The following is a 15,497-nucleotide window of genomic DNA, read 5'->3' as shown; positions in this document are numbered from 1 at the left end:
GAAAGGTTCACCCCCAAGAATCCCGTAGGGATGGGACAAATACCATAAGACCAGATTTTGCGCGAATCTACCCACAAAAAAAATCGATTTTTCACTTAGGTCTCGACCGTCTTTTTCCCATAAGGAATTGTGTGGTTAAGAGTTCGGCCGTGCCTCTGGCACTCTGGTCTGGGGAGATTGATGGGATGGATAAGGTCTGGATTCGTCCATGGTTAGAATCGCGTAGCGATGGAAGAAATCTTAACCGGGGATTTCAATCCCCGGTCTTGGGGAAAGGTTCACCCCCAAGAATCCCGTAGGGATGGGACAAATACCATAAGACCAGATTTTGCGCGAATCTACCCACAAAAAAAATCGATTTTTCACTTAAGTCTCGACCGTCTTTTTCCCATAAGGAATTGTGTGGTTAAGAGTTCGGTCGGTCGTGCCTCCGGCACTTTGATCTGGGGAAGGATGTCTGCTTTCCTCACAATGAATTGTGGGGTTAAGAGTTCGTCCGTGCCTTTGGCACTTTGATCTGGGGAACGACGTCTGCTTTCCTCACAATAAATTGTGAGGTTAAGAGTTCGGCCGTGCCTCTGGCACTCTGGTCTTGGGAACGATGTCTGCTCTCCCCCCATAAGGAATTGCATAATTAGGAGTTCGTCCGTACCTCTGGCACTTTGATTTGGGGAGATTGATGGATAAAGTCTGGTTTCGTACATGGTTAAAATCGCGTAGCGATGGAAGAAATCTTAACCGGGGATTTCAATCCCCGGTCTTGGGGAAAAGTTCATCCCCCAAGAATCCCGTAGGGATGGGACAAATACCATAAGACCAGATTTTGCGCGAATCTCCCCACAAAAAATATCGATTTTTCACTTAGGTCTCGATCGTCTTTTTCCCATAAGGAATTGTGTGGTTAAGACTTCGGTCGTGCCTCTGGCATTCTGATCTGGGGAACGATGTCTGCTTTCCCCACAATGAATTGTGTGGTTAAGAGTTCGGTCGTGCCTCCGGCACTTTGATCTGGGGAGATTCATGGATAAGGTCTGGATTCGTCCATGGTTAAAATCGCGTAGCGATGGAAGAAATCTTAACCGAGGATTTCAATCCCTGGGGGAAGGCTTGATCTTGGAACAGATCCATTTTCTTCAATTCCCTTGTTCAAACCCCAATATCTTCAATCCATTCTGGATGTCGGAGGCCTGCATAAACAGGTTCCAACCCAATCCGGTCCTGTGGTTTTCGATCATGGCCACCATGGGGCCTTGATCGATGGCCAAATAGCGCTGTGGGTAAAAGCCATGCTCTGGACTCATCGCATCATAAAACCCATATCTCCCCAAGACCTTTTCACCATAGTTGTAATAAAGATTCTTCAATACCCTCATGGATTCTTCAGGGGTATAGGGAATGGAAGAAATGGCGGCCGTGGGTGAGATGACCCCGTTGTCGTTACCTGGATGGTGGGCATTGTAAAAATTGATGGAATAACTGGCCGTCAATCCCCAAAGGTCCTCTCCATATCCTTTGAATCCCCCTGAATTTTCGATTGCCCAAGCCCTGTTGATCAGCGTTTGGTTGCGGTTTTCCTCCCAGTAATCCGCATACCTGTCCTTTAAACCTTTGGGATTCAATCCCAAATAGGAGTAATGTGCCCAGAAAAGCGGGCCTCCCATTTTCTCAGATCCATTGTGGAGCAATTGAAGGTCGAATCCATAGGCTTGGACCGCATTGTTGATCTTTCCATTTCTGGCCCATCCCTCATGGTAGGCTTCAGGGCCAATAGGGTGGGTCGGCGAGGCGGCGGCAAGCACATACGTGATAAGACATTCATTGTATCCCTCCAAGGGAAAATTCATCGCCCATTCATGCTTTGGCGACCAATGCCAATACAACACGTTTTTTCCGCCTTGGGTAAACCAATCCCATTCCATGGTTTCCCAGAGTTTCTGAATCCGGTCCGCTACCGCTTTTTGGGGAGCAGATCCATCGCTGTAATATTCCCGAAGGGCCAATAATCCCTGAATCAAAAAAGCGGATTCCACTAAGTCTGCACCATCATCTTTCTCTGAAAAAGCTTTGGTTTTCCCTGTCTTTCCATCCAGCCAATGTGGCCAAATCCCATGGAATCGATCTGCTTTCTCCAGGAATCCAACGATTTTTTCGAATCTTTCCAAACCCTGCTCTTCACTGATCCAGCCCCGTTCGATTCCGGTGATCAAGCCAAAAATCCCAAAACCAGTACCGCCGGTAGTGACGATATGGGCATCATTGTTTTCGTATTCCCCATCGATATGAATTCTTTCTGGCGCCATCCCTGAATTGGGTTCTGCCCCATGCCAAAAATAGCGGAAGGTATATTGTTGGATCATGTCCATCAATTCTTCATCACTCATCTTCCTGGTCTGGACCTCAGTTTTGCCGATTTCGATGGTCTTATTTTCCTTTTGTGCCAAAATGCTGTAATGAATACGCCCATGTCTTTTCAGGTCTTCTGCGAAATCAAGGTAAATGGTGTCGCTTACCTCAGCCCTCAATTCATAATTTTTTCCATCACTGCTGGCCATGACTTCATAAACATCCACACCTTCCAATTTTGACCACTGCAGTTCCACATGTTGGTCATACCCTTCCGCCAAAAGTGTATACTCATTTTTGCTTTCTCCTTCCTGACAACTTTGAGCAAGCAATGCGAATAGCAATATTCCGCTCAGGAGAAAAAATGAGCTGTATCTTCGGGTGCTTTTTTTGTGAATCGGGCTTGAAATCATGGGAATTTCTATTGGGTGGATTTTGGTAAAAATTTGACAGGACGAATGGCTTTTGAAAGCGAATTGGTAGTTGTTTTCTAAATTCAAAAGGGGATCGAATTCAATACAGTTGCTCTTTGTTTCCGTTTTTTATTCAGAATTGAAAGTAAGGAACAAAGGGAGAATAGGCAAGCTCTTTTCCTTTAAATGGTGGATTCGTGTCTATTTCATAATCAGGTGATGCCAGACAATAAATTGATATTGCTACAAAAAACCAAAGTTTATGGTGCCATGAATCATCAAGAAATAAATTTGGGATAGTGGAATGGAACCAAACCAAGTATTTGGATGGGAAGACTATTGAAGGCTTTGAGGAGTTTTTTTTTTTAGAATTGGTCTGGGTATCAAATGTGGATACTGATTTGTCCCCCATCAAAAATTGTGTGGTTCTTGTTGGAAACTTCTTTAAATTCCACAAATTTGTAACACTTGAATTTTAACCAACCCACACCATGAAGAGATTTTTAATTTTAGCAATGGCTGCAGGCTTTATGCTTTCCTGCCAGAATCAACCTTCCCAAGAGGAAAAAACCGTAGAAAAAGTGATCGAAAAGAAAATCATCAAGGGCGAAAAAGTCCTTAGACATGTCGTACTCTTCAAATTCAAAGACGAATCGAGCGCTGAAGATGTCAAAAAAGTAGAAGATGCCTTCTTGGGCCTGTCCTCGAAAATTGAGCAGATCCAGGACCTGGAGTGGGGAATCAACAACAGTCCCGAGGGGCTGGATCAGGGGTTTACCCATTGCTTCTTGGTGACCTTTGCTTCAGAAGAAGACAGGGCGATTTATCTTCCACATCCAGATCACAAAGCATTTGTAGATGTTTTGGGTCCTCATTTGGACAAAGTGTTGGTCGTGGATTACTGGACGGCTGACTGATAAACCATTGACATTAAAAATCGCCGAAGGGAGGGAAGCCGCGTATGCAAACGACGCGTTTTTCCTTCCTTCGGCGATTTTGTTTAAAGAAATGGTGCTGTCCGATTAATCAAAGGGCAATTCTTGCGAAGGACTTTTTCCACCTGCCACATCCAGGACCTCAATAACCACATATTTGCTTGCACCTCTCCAAGGTAAGGGTTGGAGGTATTCTTTGTAGCGCAATTCCACGAACTTCCCGCTGGCTCTTTCCAATGCATTTGCCACCTCGTCGCTTTTGGAACTGAACCTAAATTCATTGCTTTGCAAAGCGCCTGCGGTTGGGCTCTGAAAACCCTCTTGAACCAATCTTCCTTCCCAGGTTTTGAAAACAAAGCCTTTCTTTTCGAAGTAATTTAGATTTCCGGCTTTGACCCCTTCGGAGAAAACAAAGAAGTACCTCCAATAAACCACAGCGGTCAAAACGACTATCAGAACTAGAATTCCGATCTTTACATATTTGTTCATAAAATTGAAAAAGGGTTTTGTATAAAAATTTAGGTGTTAATATCTTGTTTCTTTTCTTATAAATCAAGAATAAAATTAATGTGTCATCCTGTGGATTTGCACAGTTCAACCTTCAATATGCATTCCGTTTCCAAATGAGATCGAAACTGAAAGAAAATCAGTTTATTGGGAGACTAATTCCTGATACCAATAGGGTGGAGTCAAAAATAGTCAACATCTAAATGATTATCAGGTAAATACAATCTTGAATTGAGGGCGTAATGCATAAAACGGGTTCCAAGAAAAACAATGGATTAGCTGCCAAAGCGGTTCTTCTTAAAACCATGTTTCAATATTCAATGTTATGCAATGACATCCAATATACGATTTCCCATGCATACAAATCTCCTGCCCTTTCAAGGGGAAGCCTCCTTTTTTCCGGATTTTTTTTCTGAACAAGAAAGTGATCTCCTCTTTCAGAAAGCAGTGGAGGAAATCCATTGGAAGCAGGAACCGATCTGGATGTTTGGTAAAAAAGTGATGCAACCCAGGTTGACAGCTCTCTATGGCCATCCGGAAATCAGTTACGGGTATTCGGGGATCGAGATGAAGCCATTTCCTTGGACCGACTTCCTGTTGGAAATCAAGAATCGGATTGAAAAGGAGGCCGGTGTGATTTTTACCCATGTATTGCTCAACCATTACCGGGATGGAAAGGACAGCATGGGTTGGCACAGGGACAATGAAAAGGTTTTAGGGCCAAATCCCGTGATCGGTTCGGTAAGTTTTGGTGCGAATAGAAATTTCCAGCTGCGCCACTACCTGGACAAACAGCACATGATTTCCCTTGATTTGTCCCATGGAAGCTTTCTGCTGATGAAAGGGGAGACCCAGCACCATTGGGAACACCAAATCCCAAAAACCGCCAAAATCATCGGGCCGAGGATCAATATGACCTTTCGGAGGATTGGATAAACCCTAGCTATACATTTCCAAATGCTATTCCAGTCAGAAATTGATTGATAATCAGCTAATTGTTTGCATTTTTTGACTTCACCATGTCGAGAATACGTCTTATTCAACCAATAGCCTGATGATCTATCGGTTTCAACTCCAACCCAAAAAGGAATGCATATTTTGCGTTCAATGGAACGGTCTATGAACACACAGATCAAGGTTTGGTTTTTATAAAATAGTGGCCAAAGATCATGGAGGGGGTTCAAAAGCAAGAGGGACGGGATTCCAACACTGTTGAATCCCGTCCCTCTTGCTCCCCACCCAAGGGGCCATTCAATTCTTGTGTTTTTTTAATCCACGAGCCAAATATAATCACCGTAGCCTTCTTTTTCCATATCCGCTTTTGGGATAAAACGGAATGAGGCGGAATTCATGCAATATCTTAAACCTGTGGGTTTGGGGCCATCGTAAAAAATATGTCCTCCATGGGCATCTCCCAATTTACTCCTGGCTTCTACCCGCATCATGCCGTAGGCGGAATCAATGGGTTTGCTGATCAACCTTGCATCAATGGGTTTGGTGAAGCTTGGCCAGCCTGTGCCCGAATCAAATTTATCCTTGGAACTGAACAAAGGTGCTCCAGAGACGATGCAGACATAAAGTCCTTTCTCCTTGTTGCCATCAAATTCATTGTCAAAAGACCTTTCCGTCGCTTCTTCCATGGTCACCTGGTATTGCAGGGGGCTGAGCTTCTTTTTCAATTCTGCTTTGGAGGGCATTTTGTATTTTTTCTCCAGATCCGATGGCCAGTGGTCAGCGATGAACTTGTCCCTGCCGGAGCCTTTTCTGTAGGAATAATAATCCGCCGGATTTTTCTTGTAGTAGTCCTGGTGGTATTCTTCCGCTTCATAGAAATTGTCGAATTTCACAATAGGCGTCACAATGGGTTTTGAAAATTTCCCTGACTTGTCCAGCAATTTTTTGGAGGCTTCGGCTATTTCTTTCTGAAGGGAAGAGTGGTAGAAAATCGCGGACTCGTATTGTGTGCCTCGGTCATAAAATGATCCTCCTGCATCCGTTGGGTCAAACTGCTGCCAGAAAATATCAATGATTTCGGAGTAGCTGATCACCTCGGGGTTGTATTTGACTTGAACAGCCTCTTTGTGGCTGGTTTTGCCTGCACTGACTGCCGCATAGGTCGGGTTTTTCTCCTTGCCACCGGAATAACCCGCTACGACAGAAACGATGCCTTCGATCCCTTCAAAAGGGGCTTCGATGCACCAGAAACAGCCTCCTGCAAAAGTTGCCAATTCTGTTGGACCCTTGTAATCTATGGCAGGGGAGGATTCGGCCGATTTCTCTTTGGCATCGTTCGCCTTGGAACAAGACATGAGAGATAAACTGAATACTTGGATAATTACCAGTAGGATAATTTTTTTTGCGTTTTTCATGGAGATAAAACCAGAGGTTTCTTGGAACATATTTTCAGGCATGATTTTAGTAAATAGGTAAAAAGCCATACGAGGCTGAATGGGGTATATTGACTTTGGTGGCCAAAAAGGGATCCTATATTCATTTGTTGGATGAAGAAACGAAAAACAATTGACAACCATAGTTTTAAACTGTAATCAAGGGACTTCTGTTTTTGGATTTGCCTTTTTTAACATTTGTATCAGTATACGCACAAACAACCTCAGGTGGATTGTCAGTGTTTGGTTCACATTCATTTCAAATGAATGAACAGTTTTGCTGGACAGGACCATTGCACAATCATTTTAAACTAAAACGCTATAAACATGAGAAAATTAACAAAATCAACAGTTCTGCTCCTTTTGTTGTCCTTTTTTTACTTTTCCGCCAATGCCCAAACCGGTGGAGGTTTTGGGATAAAGGGTGGATTGAATTACAATTCCAATGGTAAATATTTTAAGGATGCCGGTGCCGCTTTTGGTGATCCGCTGAACAACCTAGGCTATAATCTGGGAATCTTTGGCAAAGTAAATTTGGGGCCTGTATTTCTTAGACCTGAATTGTCCTATACGCAATTGAATTCCGAAATCAACAACCAGAAATTGACAACTCAAAGATTGGATGCGCCACTTCTTGTAGGAATCAATGTTTTGGGGCCCTTGTTTTCCGTATTTGCGGGACCGTCTCTTCATTATACCATCCAAGATGAGTTGAGGTCTTTTGATTATGATGCTGTCAATGCGGGCTACCAGTTTGGCATGGGGCTGAACTTCGGTACTGTTGGGCTTGATCTTCGTTATGAGAGGGAATTGAACAACAAGGAAATCGATGTGGATCGGGTATTCAACGGCAGCGGAAATTTCCGGTACCAACAAATTATCCTTGGTTTATCCCTGAAATTCTAACATTGGTTTTCAAGAGTTCGCAATTCATGGTGCATTTGGCTTGTGAAAAGGATCATGTGTCTTTTGTTATGATTTGTCTACGGAGATTTCATGGCTCTGGCACTTTGTCCCTGCGTGATCATTTGGTGCAATGAAGATGTCAGGGCTCTGCCTTTTTTCTTTTTTTTATCCAAGAAGATTCGACCGCCATACCAATGGGAAAGAGATATAAAAAAGGGGGTTTTATCCTAAAATCGTCCTTGCAATCGTTTGTTGCTTGCATTGAGGGGCTTTAGCCCTGATATCTTCGTAGCAAAAGGCGTATCGGTGGTCAAGGAGGGGCGTTAGCCCTGACATCTCTATTGACCGTGATCGTTTATGCAACAAAAAGTGTGATAGCCATGAACTTTGCCTATTCGTACCATTCAAAAACATATTTCGGGTCATATTCAATATCGAATTTTTCTAAAAGCAACAGATATTCATCCCTGAACGATTGTTTTTTGTGATGTTCTCGTTGATTCAAAATATATTTCACTACAATATCAATTTGTGATTTAGAATATGTAAATCCTCCAAAACCATCTTGCCAAGAAAATTTTCCCGGTAGATATTTTTTATCATTTAACCATTTGGAAGATCCTGATTTTACATGTTCCATTAATTTTGATGGAGAAATGCTGGGGTGTATTCCTACCAATATATGTGTATGGTCTGGGTTGCAATAAATGGCATAGGTTTTACATTTGTGGTTTGAAACAATTCCACACATTACCTTCTCCAATTCATCTCTGAAATGTTCTTTGATAAAATTCCCTCCTCCTTTAACTGAAAAAACAAATTGGGTGTACAATTGGGTATAGGTGTTTGCCATTGGTTTTAGGTTTCAGGGCTACAGTCTTTTGTTTCATTCGTTATGGTTTGCGGCTATGAATACAGCTGGAATATGCCTTTTTTGTTTTATTTTTAATCTACGGAAAATTATGGGATTCACAAATGTAGATTTTTGATTATAAAGGGGTATTTGCTCTATTTTTAGTTGAAAATGTTGAGAAATGTATAGAAATAGGGAAGATTACCCTGTAATCTAGGCAGCAAATGCGAAATAGTTAAATGAATCGCACTGTGTATCCTTCATGAATTTTGGGTGCTATGAAGATGTCAGGACTACGCCCCTCCCGTCTATCTTGATGATTTGATACTACGAAGATGTCAGGGCTATGCCCCTTTGTGTCCATCGTGAATGTTTGGAGGTACGAAGATTTCAGGACTCTCCCCCTTAGTAATCTTCGTTATTTTTTGTTCCTATCTTCGTAGATTAAGATGCTTAGATGTAGAAATGGGGCGTTACCCCTAAAATTTTCCTGCCAATGTGTTTGTAGCATGAAATTAAAGAGCGTTAGGCTTGATACCTCAATTGGCAAAAATGAGATCACGTAAAAAAAGGGCGTTTTCCAACCATTTTCGTAGCAAAATGAGCAAAGCTTGCAAAACGAAGAGCCCTAGATCTGATATCTCCTTCGACCGTAATTAGGAAAAAATGAAATAATCTAGATTAGATACCAACTGTTCGTAGGTTGCCAATGAGGGGCTTTAGCCCTGAAATCTTCGTAGAAAAATGATGCGGTAATTTATCAAAAGGGGCGTTAGCCCTGACATCTCAATTTTCTGTAATGCGATGATGTAAGAAAAGGCATGTAGTACCCATTTTCCCTCAAATATTAAACTTCTCCTTCAAATATTTCATCGCCATCCCATAGGCTTCCTTTGTAGCTTCCACGTCGTGCTTTGGATTGGAAGGATTGGCGAATCCGTGTACGGCATTGAAGATCTTATATTCCAATTTTTTACCAGCGGTTTTCATGGCTACGGCAAATTCCTCGATCACCTCTTTGCTGATGTTTTGCTCGGTGGCAAAAATCCCCAAGACATCCGATTGCAGTGTTTTTAACTTCTCCACTTCCCTGATTGGCATTCCGTAGTAAATAATGGTGCCAATGTTTTGGTTTTCCAAAAGCAAGGCGGATTTCAATGACCATGCACCTCCAAAGCACCAACCCACATTGGCGATTTGTGCTTCTCTCCCTGCCATCCCTTTTGCGCCAAGCACAATGTTTTCCAACCTGGTTTCATTGGTCTCCCTCATGATGCCCATGGCTTCCTGTGGCGTCGTTCCCACTTTGCCATCGTACATGTCCAAGGCAAGGACATTGACATTTCCGCCAAGATCCTGATAGAATTTATCCGATTCTTCCTTGATATTGTCATTGAGTCCCCACCATTCCTGATACACAAAAAGCCATTGATCGGAAGGTGTTTTGGCTTTGATCAAATAGCCACTGCCCTCGTTTCCGTCTGGAGTTGGAAAGGAGATCATTTCTCCCATTCCGGTGAAGTCAAATGCAACTGGTGAAGGGTGGAATGAGACGAATTTGGGATCGTCCAAGAAGGCGAGCATTTCCGATGGGCCGGTGGCATGACATAATGTGATTTCAGGGAGGACCGCTTGGTTGGAAGACGGAGAGAGTTTCCAGCCCAGAAGGCTGAAAAGGATCAGATTGAAATAAAAGACGATTTTGACCATGGCTTGTTTTTTTGAAAATCTAAACACTAAAAAAAGAACATTGTTGCAGAGAAAATCGGGAATATTTCTCGTAATGCGTCATAATGTTGACCTGTAATTCAAATATACCTGTTTTTATTTGCACACAAATCACCAATCAACCCTTATTCTTTCCGATTAAAACTGGGCTTTTGTTTCGTAAATCAGGGCATGTTAAATTTATTTCCACACCTTAATACTTTACCATGATAAGAAAAATTTACTGTTTGTTGGGACTGGCCTATTGGATGGTTTTGACCAACGCTATTGCCCAACAGATTCCCAGCCCCAAGGAACATTTTGGTTTTGAAATTGGGGAAGATTACAAGCTGGCGACTTTCACCGCCACAGATGCTTACTTCAGGAAGGTGGCGGCACTTTCCGACAGGGTGAAATTTGTAGAGATCGGGCCCACGGAAGAAGGAAGGCAAATGCCAATGATGATCATTACCTCCCCCGAGAACCATCAGAAATTAGCCCGATACAAAGAAATATCCCAACTCTTGGGCCGCGCCGAAATTGGCGAGGAAGAAGCCAGGAAATTGTCCCTGGAGGGAAAAGCGGTCGTTTGGATTGACGGCGGACTCCATTCCACGGAGACCGTTGGGTCCCATCAGCTGATCGATACCTATTATCAACTGGTGACCCGGACAGATGCCGAAAACATGCGCATGCTCGATGACCTGATTATCCTGATGGTACAGGTCAATCCAGATGGCCAAGAAATCGTGACCAACTGGTACATGGGCAACGAGGATGTGAAGAAAAGAGACATGAACAGCCCTTACATGTACCAAAAATATGTTGGGCATGACAACAACAGGGATTTTTTCATGATGAACATGAAGGAAACCACCAATACATCACTGCAACAGTATGTGGAATGGCTTCCCCAGATCATTTACAACCATCACCAGACTTCCCCAGCGGGAACGGTTGTGGCCGGACCTCCTTACCGGGATCCCTTCAACCACGTTTTTGATCCCTTGATCATGACCAGTTTGGACGGTGTAGGTTCTGCCATGATCAACAGATTGAATGTGGAAGACAGGCCAGGATATACCCGTTTGAGTGGTTCCGTATTTTCCTCTTGGTGGAATGGCGGTTTGAGAACCACACCTTATTTCCACAACATGATCGGCGTCTTGACCGAAATCACAGGAGGCCCGACGCCTTCCGAAATCCCACTGATTCCAGAACGCTTGATCCCAACACATGCAACTCCCTTTCCTGTAGAACCACAGGCTTGGAACTTTAAAAAATCACTCGATTACTCGGTTTCGCTGAATTATGCGATTCTGGATTATGCCAGTAGAAATTCCGATGCCTTGTTGTACAATATCTATAAAATGGGGCGCAACAGTATCGAAAGGGGAAGCATGGACCATTGGACCAAATACCCAAAGCGTTCGGCGGCGATTCAATCGGTATTTGATGCAGCTAAAGAAAAAGCCGCGACAGATGATCCGGAAATGGCTTTCTTTGGCATGCGCAGTGGACTTCCCGGCCAATACTTTGACTCGGTTTTTAAGGATCCAAACCTCAGGGATCCAAGGGGATTTATTTTGTCCTCCGACCAATCCGACTTTTCAACGGTCGTGAGGTTCATGAATGCCCTGATCAAATCGGGTATTTTGGTGCACAAAGCCACGTCAGCCTTTACTGTTAAAGGAAAACAGTATCCGGCAGGTTCCTATGTGGTAAAATCAGATCAGGCATTTCGGCCACACGTTTTGGACATGTTTGAGCCACAGGACCATCCCAATGATTTTCAATTCCCGGGAGGACCTCCTGTAAGGCCTTATGATGCAGCAGGCTGGACATTGGCTTTCCAAATGGGGGTTGAATTTGACAGAATAATGGATGGCTTTGACGGTCCGTTTGAAAGAATCACTTTAGGGGAAGTTCAGCCTTTTCCGGTGTATAAAGTTCCTAGTGGCTCCGGCTTCTTGCTGGATTCAAGGGCAAACAATTCCTTCATGGCTGTCAATGATCTGCTGAAGGCGGGAGTGGCTGTTTCCAGAACCACGACCACCGTTTCAGGCTTGCCGGCGGGCAGTTTTTATGTTTCGGGAGGAAAATCTGTTTTGGAAAAGGCAGCCAAGGAATATGGTGTCAAAATGGTGGCTAGCTCCAAACCTGCTGGTGTTGTCAAGATCAATCCCGCAAGAATCGCCCTATTTGACCATTACGGAGGTTCAATGCCCTCAGGTTGGGTCAGGTGGATGATGGAACAATATCATTTTGCTTTCCAAGTGGTGTATCCTGAGGAAATTGACAAAGGCAACTTAAAAGCCAAATATGATGTCATCTTGTTTATCGGGCCAGGAGCACCTGGAACGGTCAGAAATTGGAATAGAATGCCAAAAACAGATGAAATCGATGCACAATACCACAATCTTTTGGGAGCGCTTACCAAGGATAAATCCATCCCGGAATTGAAGAAATTCATGGAAGCTGGTGGAAATGTCGTGGCGGTGGGAGCAAGCACCTCATTGGCTTATGATCTTGGATTGCCGATCAGCAATGCCTTGGTGGAAAAATTACCCAACGGAAAGGAAAGAGCTTTGCCGGGCGATAAGTATTATGTTCCGGGAAGTATTTTGAAGGCCAAATTGGACGGGAATCATTCCTCAAACTGGGGAATGGGTGAATCTGCCAATATGGTATTCAACAACAGCCCAGTCTTTTCTTTGGCACCCGATGCCTTGATCAAGGGCGTGAAGCCTCTCGCTTGGCTGGGCACTGAATCCTCCCTGATTTCTGGTTGGGCCTGGGGTGAATCCTATCTGAAAAATGGTGTATTGGCTTTTGAAGCCCCAATTGGAAAAGGAAAACTGATCGCTTATGGACCTGAAATCACCTTCCGGGCACAAGCACACAATACCTTCAAATTGTTGTTCAATCAGCTCTATACACAATAAACAATAAATCTGGAATACATTTTCCTGAATCTCCATACCTAGTGGGGTCTTGGGATTGTATTCATAATCGGGTTTAACAAAAGAAGGCTTGGAGAAAATTTTCTCCAAGCCTTCTTTTGTTAAATCCTTGTGGATGGTTTGTTGGGTGATCTTATGACCTACCCAAAAGCCTATTCCATCATGGCGAAAAATTTGTCCAAATCAGGTATGATCACGATTCTGGTCCTTCTGTTTTTGGCCATGTTCTCTTTGCTGTCATTTTCAACAAGTGGAGAATAGCTGCTTCTTCCTGCTGCGATCAGTTTCTCTGGAGCAACATTGTATTTGGTTTGAAGGATACGAACAATTGACGTTGCTCTTTTTACACTTAGATCCCAGTTGTCCTGCAATACGCCAGTGGAAATAGATCTTGGATCTGTGTGTCCTTCGATCATGACTTCCATGCTCGGCTCAGAATTGATTACCTCGGCAAGATTTTTCAAAAGATTATCTGCATTTCTGCTGAATTAGTAACTACCGGTGTTGAACAATAACCTGTCGGAAACAGTGATCATCACGACTGTTTTGTCGATGTCGATCTGGATATCTTCGTTTTCTTCAGCAGAACCATCTGTGATGGATTTCTTCAGGTTGTAGGAAACTGCAAGATTTACTGAATCTTCCAATGTTTTGGCATTCTTCAATGCTTCCTGATCAACTTTGGCCATTGTGGCTTTCAATTTGTCCATAGTGGTGTTCGACATTGGTGTCTTTCCATTGATGGAGAACTTTGAATCGCTTTCGTCCTTTAGGGAGTTGATTCGCGCATTGTATTCTTCTACGCGTGCTTCGATACGGGCAAATTTGTCTTCCAAAATCTGGTTTTCGGATTCAAGCGCCTCTTTCGCGGCGTTGGTCTCTGCCAGTGAACTTTCTGTTTGGTACAGATCATTTTGTAGTTCGACGTATTTCTTTTTGGAAACACATGATCCCATAAGGGTTGCCGACGCTAATGTGAAAAGAATAATTTTTTTCATGTTGGTTAAGTTTTTATGACATAACCCCACATACCAAAAATGTTGCCATCTAAAACCCAGTATCATATTTTATCCTATTCGTTTTAAATATTGCGGGTATTTAGATGATTATTACCAGTAATATTTCATTTATTTTGAAAAAACAGTGTGCTTTTTCTTAATTGGGGAATTTCCAATGGGCTGAACTGAATAAATAAAGTGAATTTCCCCTACATATGTGGAATATCAATTCCCTGGGATGCATTGCCAATTCAATTTCAGCCTAAAATTGATTCATAATCAGCCTTTGTCACAATTTTTCACTTCAGCAAATCGGTAATATGGGTTATTCTCAAAACAATCAGATTTTGTTGTAGGGACAACCTCATTTGGAAACGGAAAGTATATTTCGGTTTGAACCCAATTCTGTAAAGAATATGAAATTAAAAAGTTAAAAAGGGATGGAAATATCTTACACAGGTATCAAGGAATAATAGCGTTTGAATTCTAAAGTGGGGGGCAATCAAATTGTTTATAACTATCCATTACCAAAATATTATTCTGACATTGATTATATTTATACCTAACCAAAGCCTTGAAGTATGAAAATCCTTAAAATTGTTGCCGTTTTATTCGGCTTGATGATAGCGGTGGTCTTGATTGTTGGCCTTTTTTCTCCCAAAGATTACCACATCTTGAGGGAGGTGATCATCGAAAGGCCTCATCAAGAAGTTTATGATTATGTCAAGTTTCTCAAGAACCACGATAATTTTAGCAAGTGGGCAAGTATGGATCCCAACATGAAAAAGGAATACAAGGGAACGGATGGAACTGTAGGTTTTATTTCTTCTTGGGAAAGTGAAAACAAGAATGTGGGCAAAGGAGAACAAGAAATCATTGCCATTGAAGAAGGAAAGAGAATCGATTATCAGTTTAGATTTTTTGAACCTTTTGAATCTTCGGACAAAGCTTTCATGACTTTTGAATCTATAAATGCATATCAAACGAAAGTCCAATGGGGTTTTGACGGCCATATGGGCTTTCCCATGAATACGCTGTTGCTTTTTATGAATATGGAAAAAATGATCGGGGATGATTTTGAAACAGGTCTCAACAATCTTAAAAGTATTCTGGAGAATTGATCTTTTAATTTCTTATTTAAATACATGAAGAGTCGCCTTTGTGCAAAGATCGACAAGGTTCACAGGAAGGACGCCAAGGTCTTTTTCTTCTGGTTTTTGGTTTCTTCTTGAATGATAGAGAGGCAACTTGTTTTCTTTGCGGACTCTGCGAAGTACTTCGCGTACTTGGCGTGAAAATTTTAACGTAAAGAGCGCTAAGGTTCACGGGAAGGACGCTAAGGTCTTTTTCTTCTGATTTTTGGTTTCTCCTGTATCTCCTCAAATGATAGAGGGCAACTTGTTTTCTTTGCGGACCTTGCGAAACGCTTTGCGTACTTGGCGAGAAAATTTTAACGCAAAGAGCGCTATGGTTCACGGGAAGGAC

The 15,497-nt window shown here is 42.7% G+C and carries 12 protein-coding genes and 1 pseudogene; 5 read left to right on the top strand and 8 right to left on the bottom strand.

Annotation, left to right across the window (positions count from 1 at the left end; translation table 11 throughout):
- Positions 1–1,133: 1,133 nt before the first annotated feature.
- Entirely contained in the window at positions 1,134–2,756 is a 1,623-nt protein-coding gene (locus tag Q7J63_RS17665) for a glucoamylase family protein (RefSeq protein WP_304888063.1), read from the bottom strand.
- A 515-nt stretch (positions 2,757–3,271) separates the two neighbouring features.
- On the opposite strand from Q7J63_RS17665, the gene Q7J63_RS17660 reads away from it, so the two are divergent.
- The gene (locus Q7J63_RS17660; RefSeq protein ID WP_019599554.1) at positions 3,272–3,673 is read left to right on the top strand and encodes a Dabb family protein; all 402 of its coding nucleotides are present in this window, start codon (positions 3,272–3,274) and stop codon (positions 3,671–3,673) included.
- 105 nt (positions 3,674–3,778) lie between these two features.
- Here Q7J63_RS17660 and Q7J63_RS17655 read toward each other — a convergent pair whose 3' ends face one another.
- Complete coding sequence (locus Q7J63_RS17655) at positions 3,779–4,180, bottom strand: hypothetical protein (protein ID WP_304888060.1); 402 nt, start codon at positions 4,178–4,180, stop codon at positions 3,779–3,781.
- A gap of 372 nt (positions 4,181–4,552) precedes the next feature.
- Between Q7J63_RS17655 and Q7J63_RS17650 the strand changes: the two genes are divergently transcribed.
- On the top strand, positions 4,553–5,134 hold the full coding sequence (locus Q7J63_RS17650; protein WP_304888058.1) for an alpha-ketoglutarate-dependent dioxygenase AlkB: 582 nt from the start codon (positions 4,553–4,555) through the stop codon (positions 5,132–5,134).
- A gap of 332 nt (positions 5,135–5,466) precedes the next feature.
- On the opposite strand, the gene msrA is transcribed toward Q7J63_RS17650, so the two are convergent.
- Entirely contained in the window at positions 5,467–6,567 is a 1,101-nt protein-coding gene (gene msrA / locus Q7J63_RS17645; protein ID WP_370691929.1) for a peptide-methionine (S)-S-oxide reductase MsrA, read from the bottom strand.
- A gap of 345 nt (positions 6,568–6,912) precedes the next feature.
- On the opposite strand from msrA, the gene Q7J63_RS17640 reads away from it, so the two are divergent.
- The gene (locus Q7J63_RS17640) at positions 6,913–7,491 is read left to right on the top strand and encodes an outer membrane beta-barrel protein (protein ID WP_019599558.1); all 579 of its coding nucleotides are present in this window, start codon (positions 6,913–6,915) and stop codon (positions 7,489–7,491) included.
- A 391-nt stretch (positions 7,492–7,882) separates the two neighbouring features.
- Here Q7J63_RS17640 and tnpA read toward each other — a convergent pair whose 3' ends face one another.
- Positions 7,883–8,344 carry an IS200/IS605 family transposase gene (gene tnpA / locus Q7J63_RS17635; protein WP_304888053.1) on the bottom strand — a complete coding sequence of 154 codons (462 nt, stop codon included), beginning with the start codon at positions 8,342–8,344 and terminating at the stop codon, positions 7,883–7,885.
- Between the two features lie 840 nt (positions 8,345–9,184).
- Positions 9,185–10,054: a dienelactone hydrolase family protein gene (locus Q7J63_RS17630; protein WP_304888051.1), complete on the bottom strand. Its 870-nt coding sequence runs from the start codon at positions 10,052–10,054 to the stop codon at positions 9,185–9,187.
- Positions 10,055–10,278: 224 nt separating this feature from the next.
- On the opposite strand from Q7J63_RS17630, the gene Q7J63_RS17625 reads away from it, so the two are divergent.
- Positions 10,279–12,996, top strand: a complete 2,718-nt coding sequence (locus Q7J63_RS17625; RefSeq protein WP_304888049.1) for a M14 metallopeptidase family protein — start codon at positions 10,279–10,281, stop codon at positions 12,994–12,996.
- A gap of 170 nt (positions 12,997–13,166) precedes the next feature.
- On the opposite strand, the pseudogene Q7J63_RS17620 reads toward Q7J63_RS17625, so the two are convergent.
- Together Q7J63_RS17620 and Q7J63_RS17615 are read right to left on the bottom strand one after the other, a co-directional pair.
- Positions 13,167–13,481: pseudogene (locus Q7J63_RS17620) on the bottom strand (flagellar motor protein MotB); the annotation flags it as partial.
- Positions 13,482–13,502: 21 nt separating this feature from the next.
- Positions 13,503–14,012: a hypothetical protein gene (locus Q7J63_RS17615; RefSeq protein ID WP_304888047.1), complete on the bottom strand. Its 510-nt coding sequence runs from the start codon at positions 14,010–14,012 to the stop codon at positions 13,503–13,505.
- Between the two features lie 581 nt (positions 14,013–14,593).
- On the opposite strand from Q7J63_RS17615, the gene Q7J63_RS17610 reads away from it, so the two are divergent.
- Positions 14,594–15,133, top strand: a complete 540-nt coding sequence (locus Q7J63_RS17610; protein ID WP_304888045.1) for an SRPBCC family protein — start codon at positions 14,594–14,596, stop codon at positions 15,131–15,133.
- Between the two features lie 16 nt (positions 15,134–15,149).
- Here the strand turns inward: Q7J63_RS17610 and Q7J63_RS17605 are convergent.
- The coding region (locus Q7J63_RS17605; protein WP_304888043.1) for a hypothetical protein at positions 15,150–15,497 on the bottom strand (348 nt) is incomplete at its 5' end.

Source organism: Rhodonellum sp. (assembly GCF_030656585.1).
In the GTDB taxonomy this organism is placed as follows: Bacteria; Bacteroidota; Bacteroidia; order Cytophagales; family Cyclobacteriaceae; genus Rhodonellum; species Rhodonellum psychrophilum.
This window is presented reverse-complemented; position numbering and strand designations above follow the sequence as displayed.

Excerpts from the sequence above, each read along its gene's own strand:
- Q7J63_RS17665 (WP_304888063.1), bottom strand. The coding sequence starts at position 2,756 with ATGATTTCAAGCCCGATTCACAAAAAAAGCACCCGAAGATACAGCTCA.
- Q7J63_RS17660 (WP_019599554.1), top strand. The coding sequence starts at position 3,272 with ATGGCTGCAGGCTTTATGCTTTCCTGCCAGAATCAACCTTCCCAAGAG.
- Q7J63_RS17655 (WP_304888060.1), bottom strand. The coding sequence starts at position 4,180 with ATGAACAAATATGTAAAGATCGGAATTCTAGTTCTGATAGTCGTTTTG.
- Q7J63_RS17650 (WP_304888058.1), top strand. The coding sequence starts at position 4,553 with ATGCATACAAATCTCCTGCCCTTTCAAGGGGAAGCCTCCTTTTTTCCG.
- msrA (WP_370691929.1), bottom strand. The coding sequence starts at position 6,567 with ATGAAAAACGCAAAAAAAATTATCCTACTGGTAATTATCCAAGTATTC.
- Q7J63_RS17640 (WP_019599558.1), top strand. The coding sequence starts at position 6,913 with ATGAGAAAATTAACAAAATCAACAGTTCTGCTCCTTTTGTTGTCCTTT.
- tnpA (WP_304888053.1), bottom strand. The coding sequence starts at position 8,344 with ATGGCAAACACCTATACCCAATTGTACACCCAATTTGTTTTTTCAGTT.
- Q7J63_RS17630 (WP_304888051.1), bottom strand. The coding sequence starts at position 10,054 with ATGGTCAAAATCGTCTTTTATTTCAATCTGATCCTTTTCAGCCTTCTG.
- Q7J63_RS17625 (WP_304888049.1), top strand. The coding sequence starts at position 10,279 with ATGATAAGAAAAATTTACTGTTTGTTGGGACTGGCCTATTGGATGGTT.
- Q7J63_RS17615 (WP_304888047.1), bottom strand. The coding sequence starts at position 14,012 with ATGAAAAAAATTATTCTTTTCACATTAGCGTCGGCAACCCTTATGGGA.
- Q7J63_RS17610 (WP_304888045.1), top strand. The coding sequence starts at position 14,594 with ATGAAAATCCTTAAAATTGTTGCCGTTTTATTCGGCTTGATGATAGCG.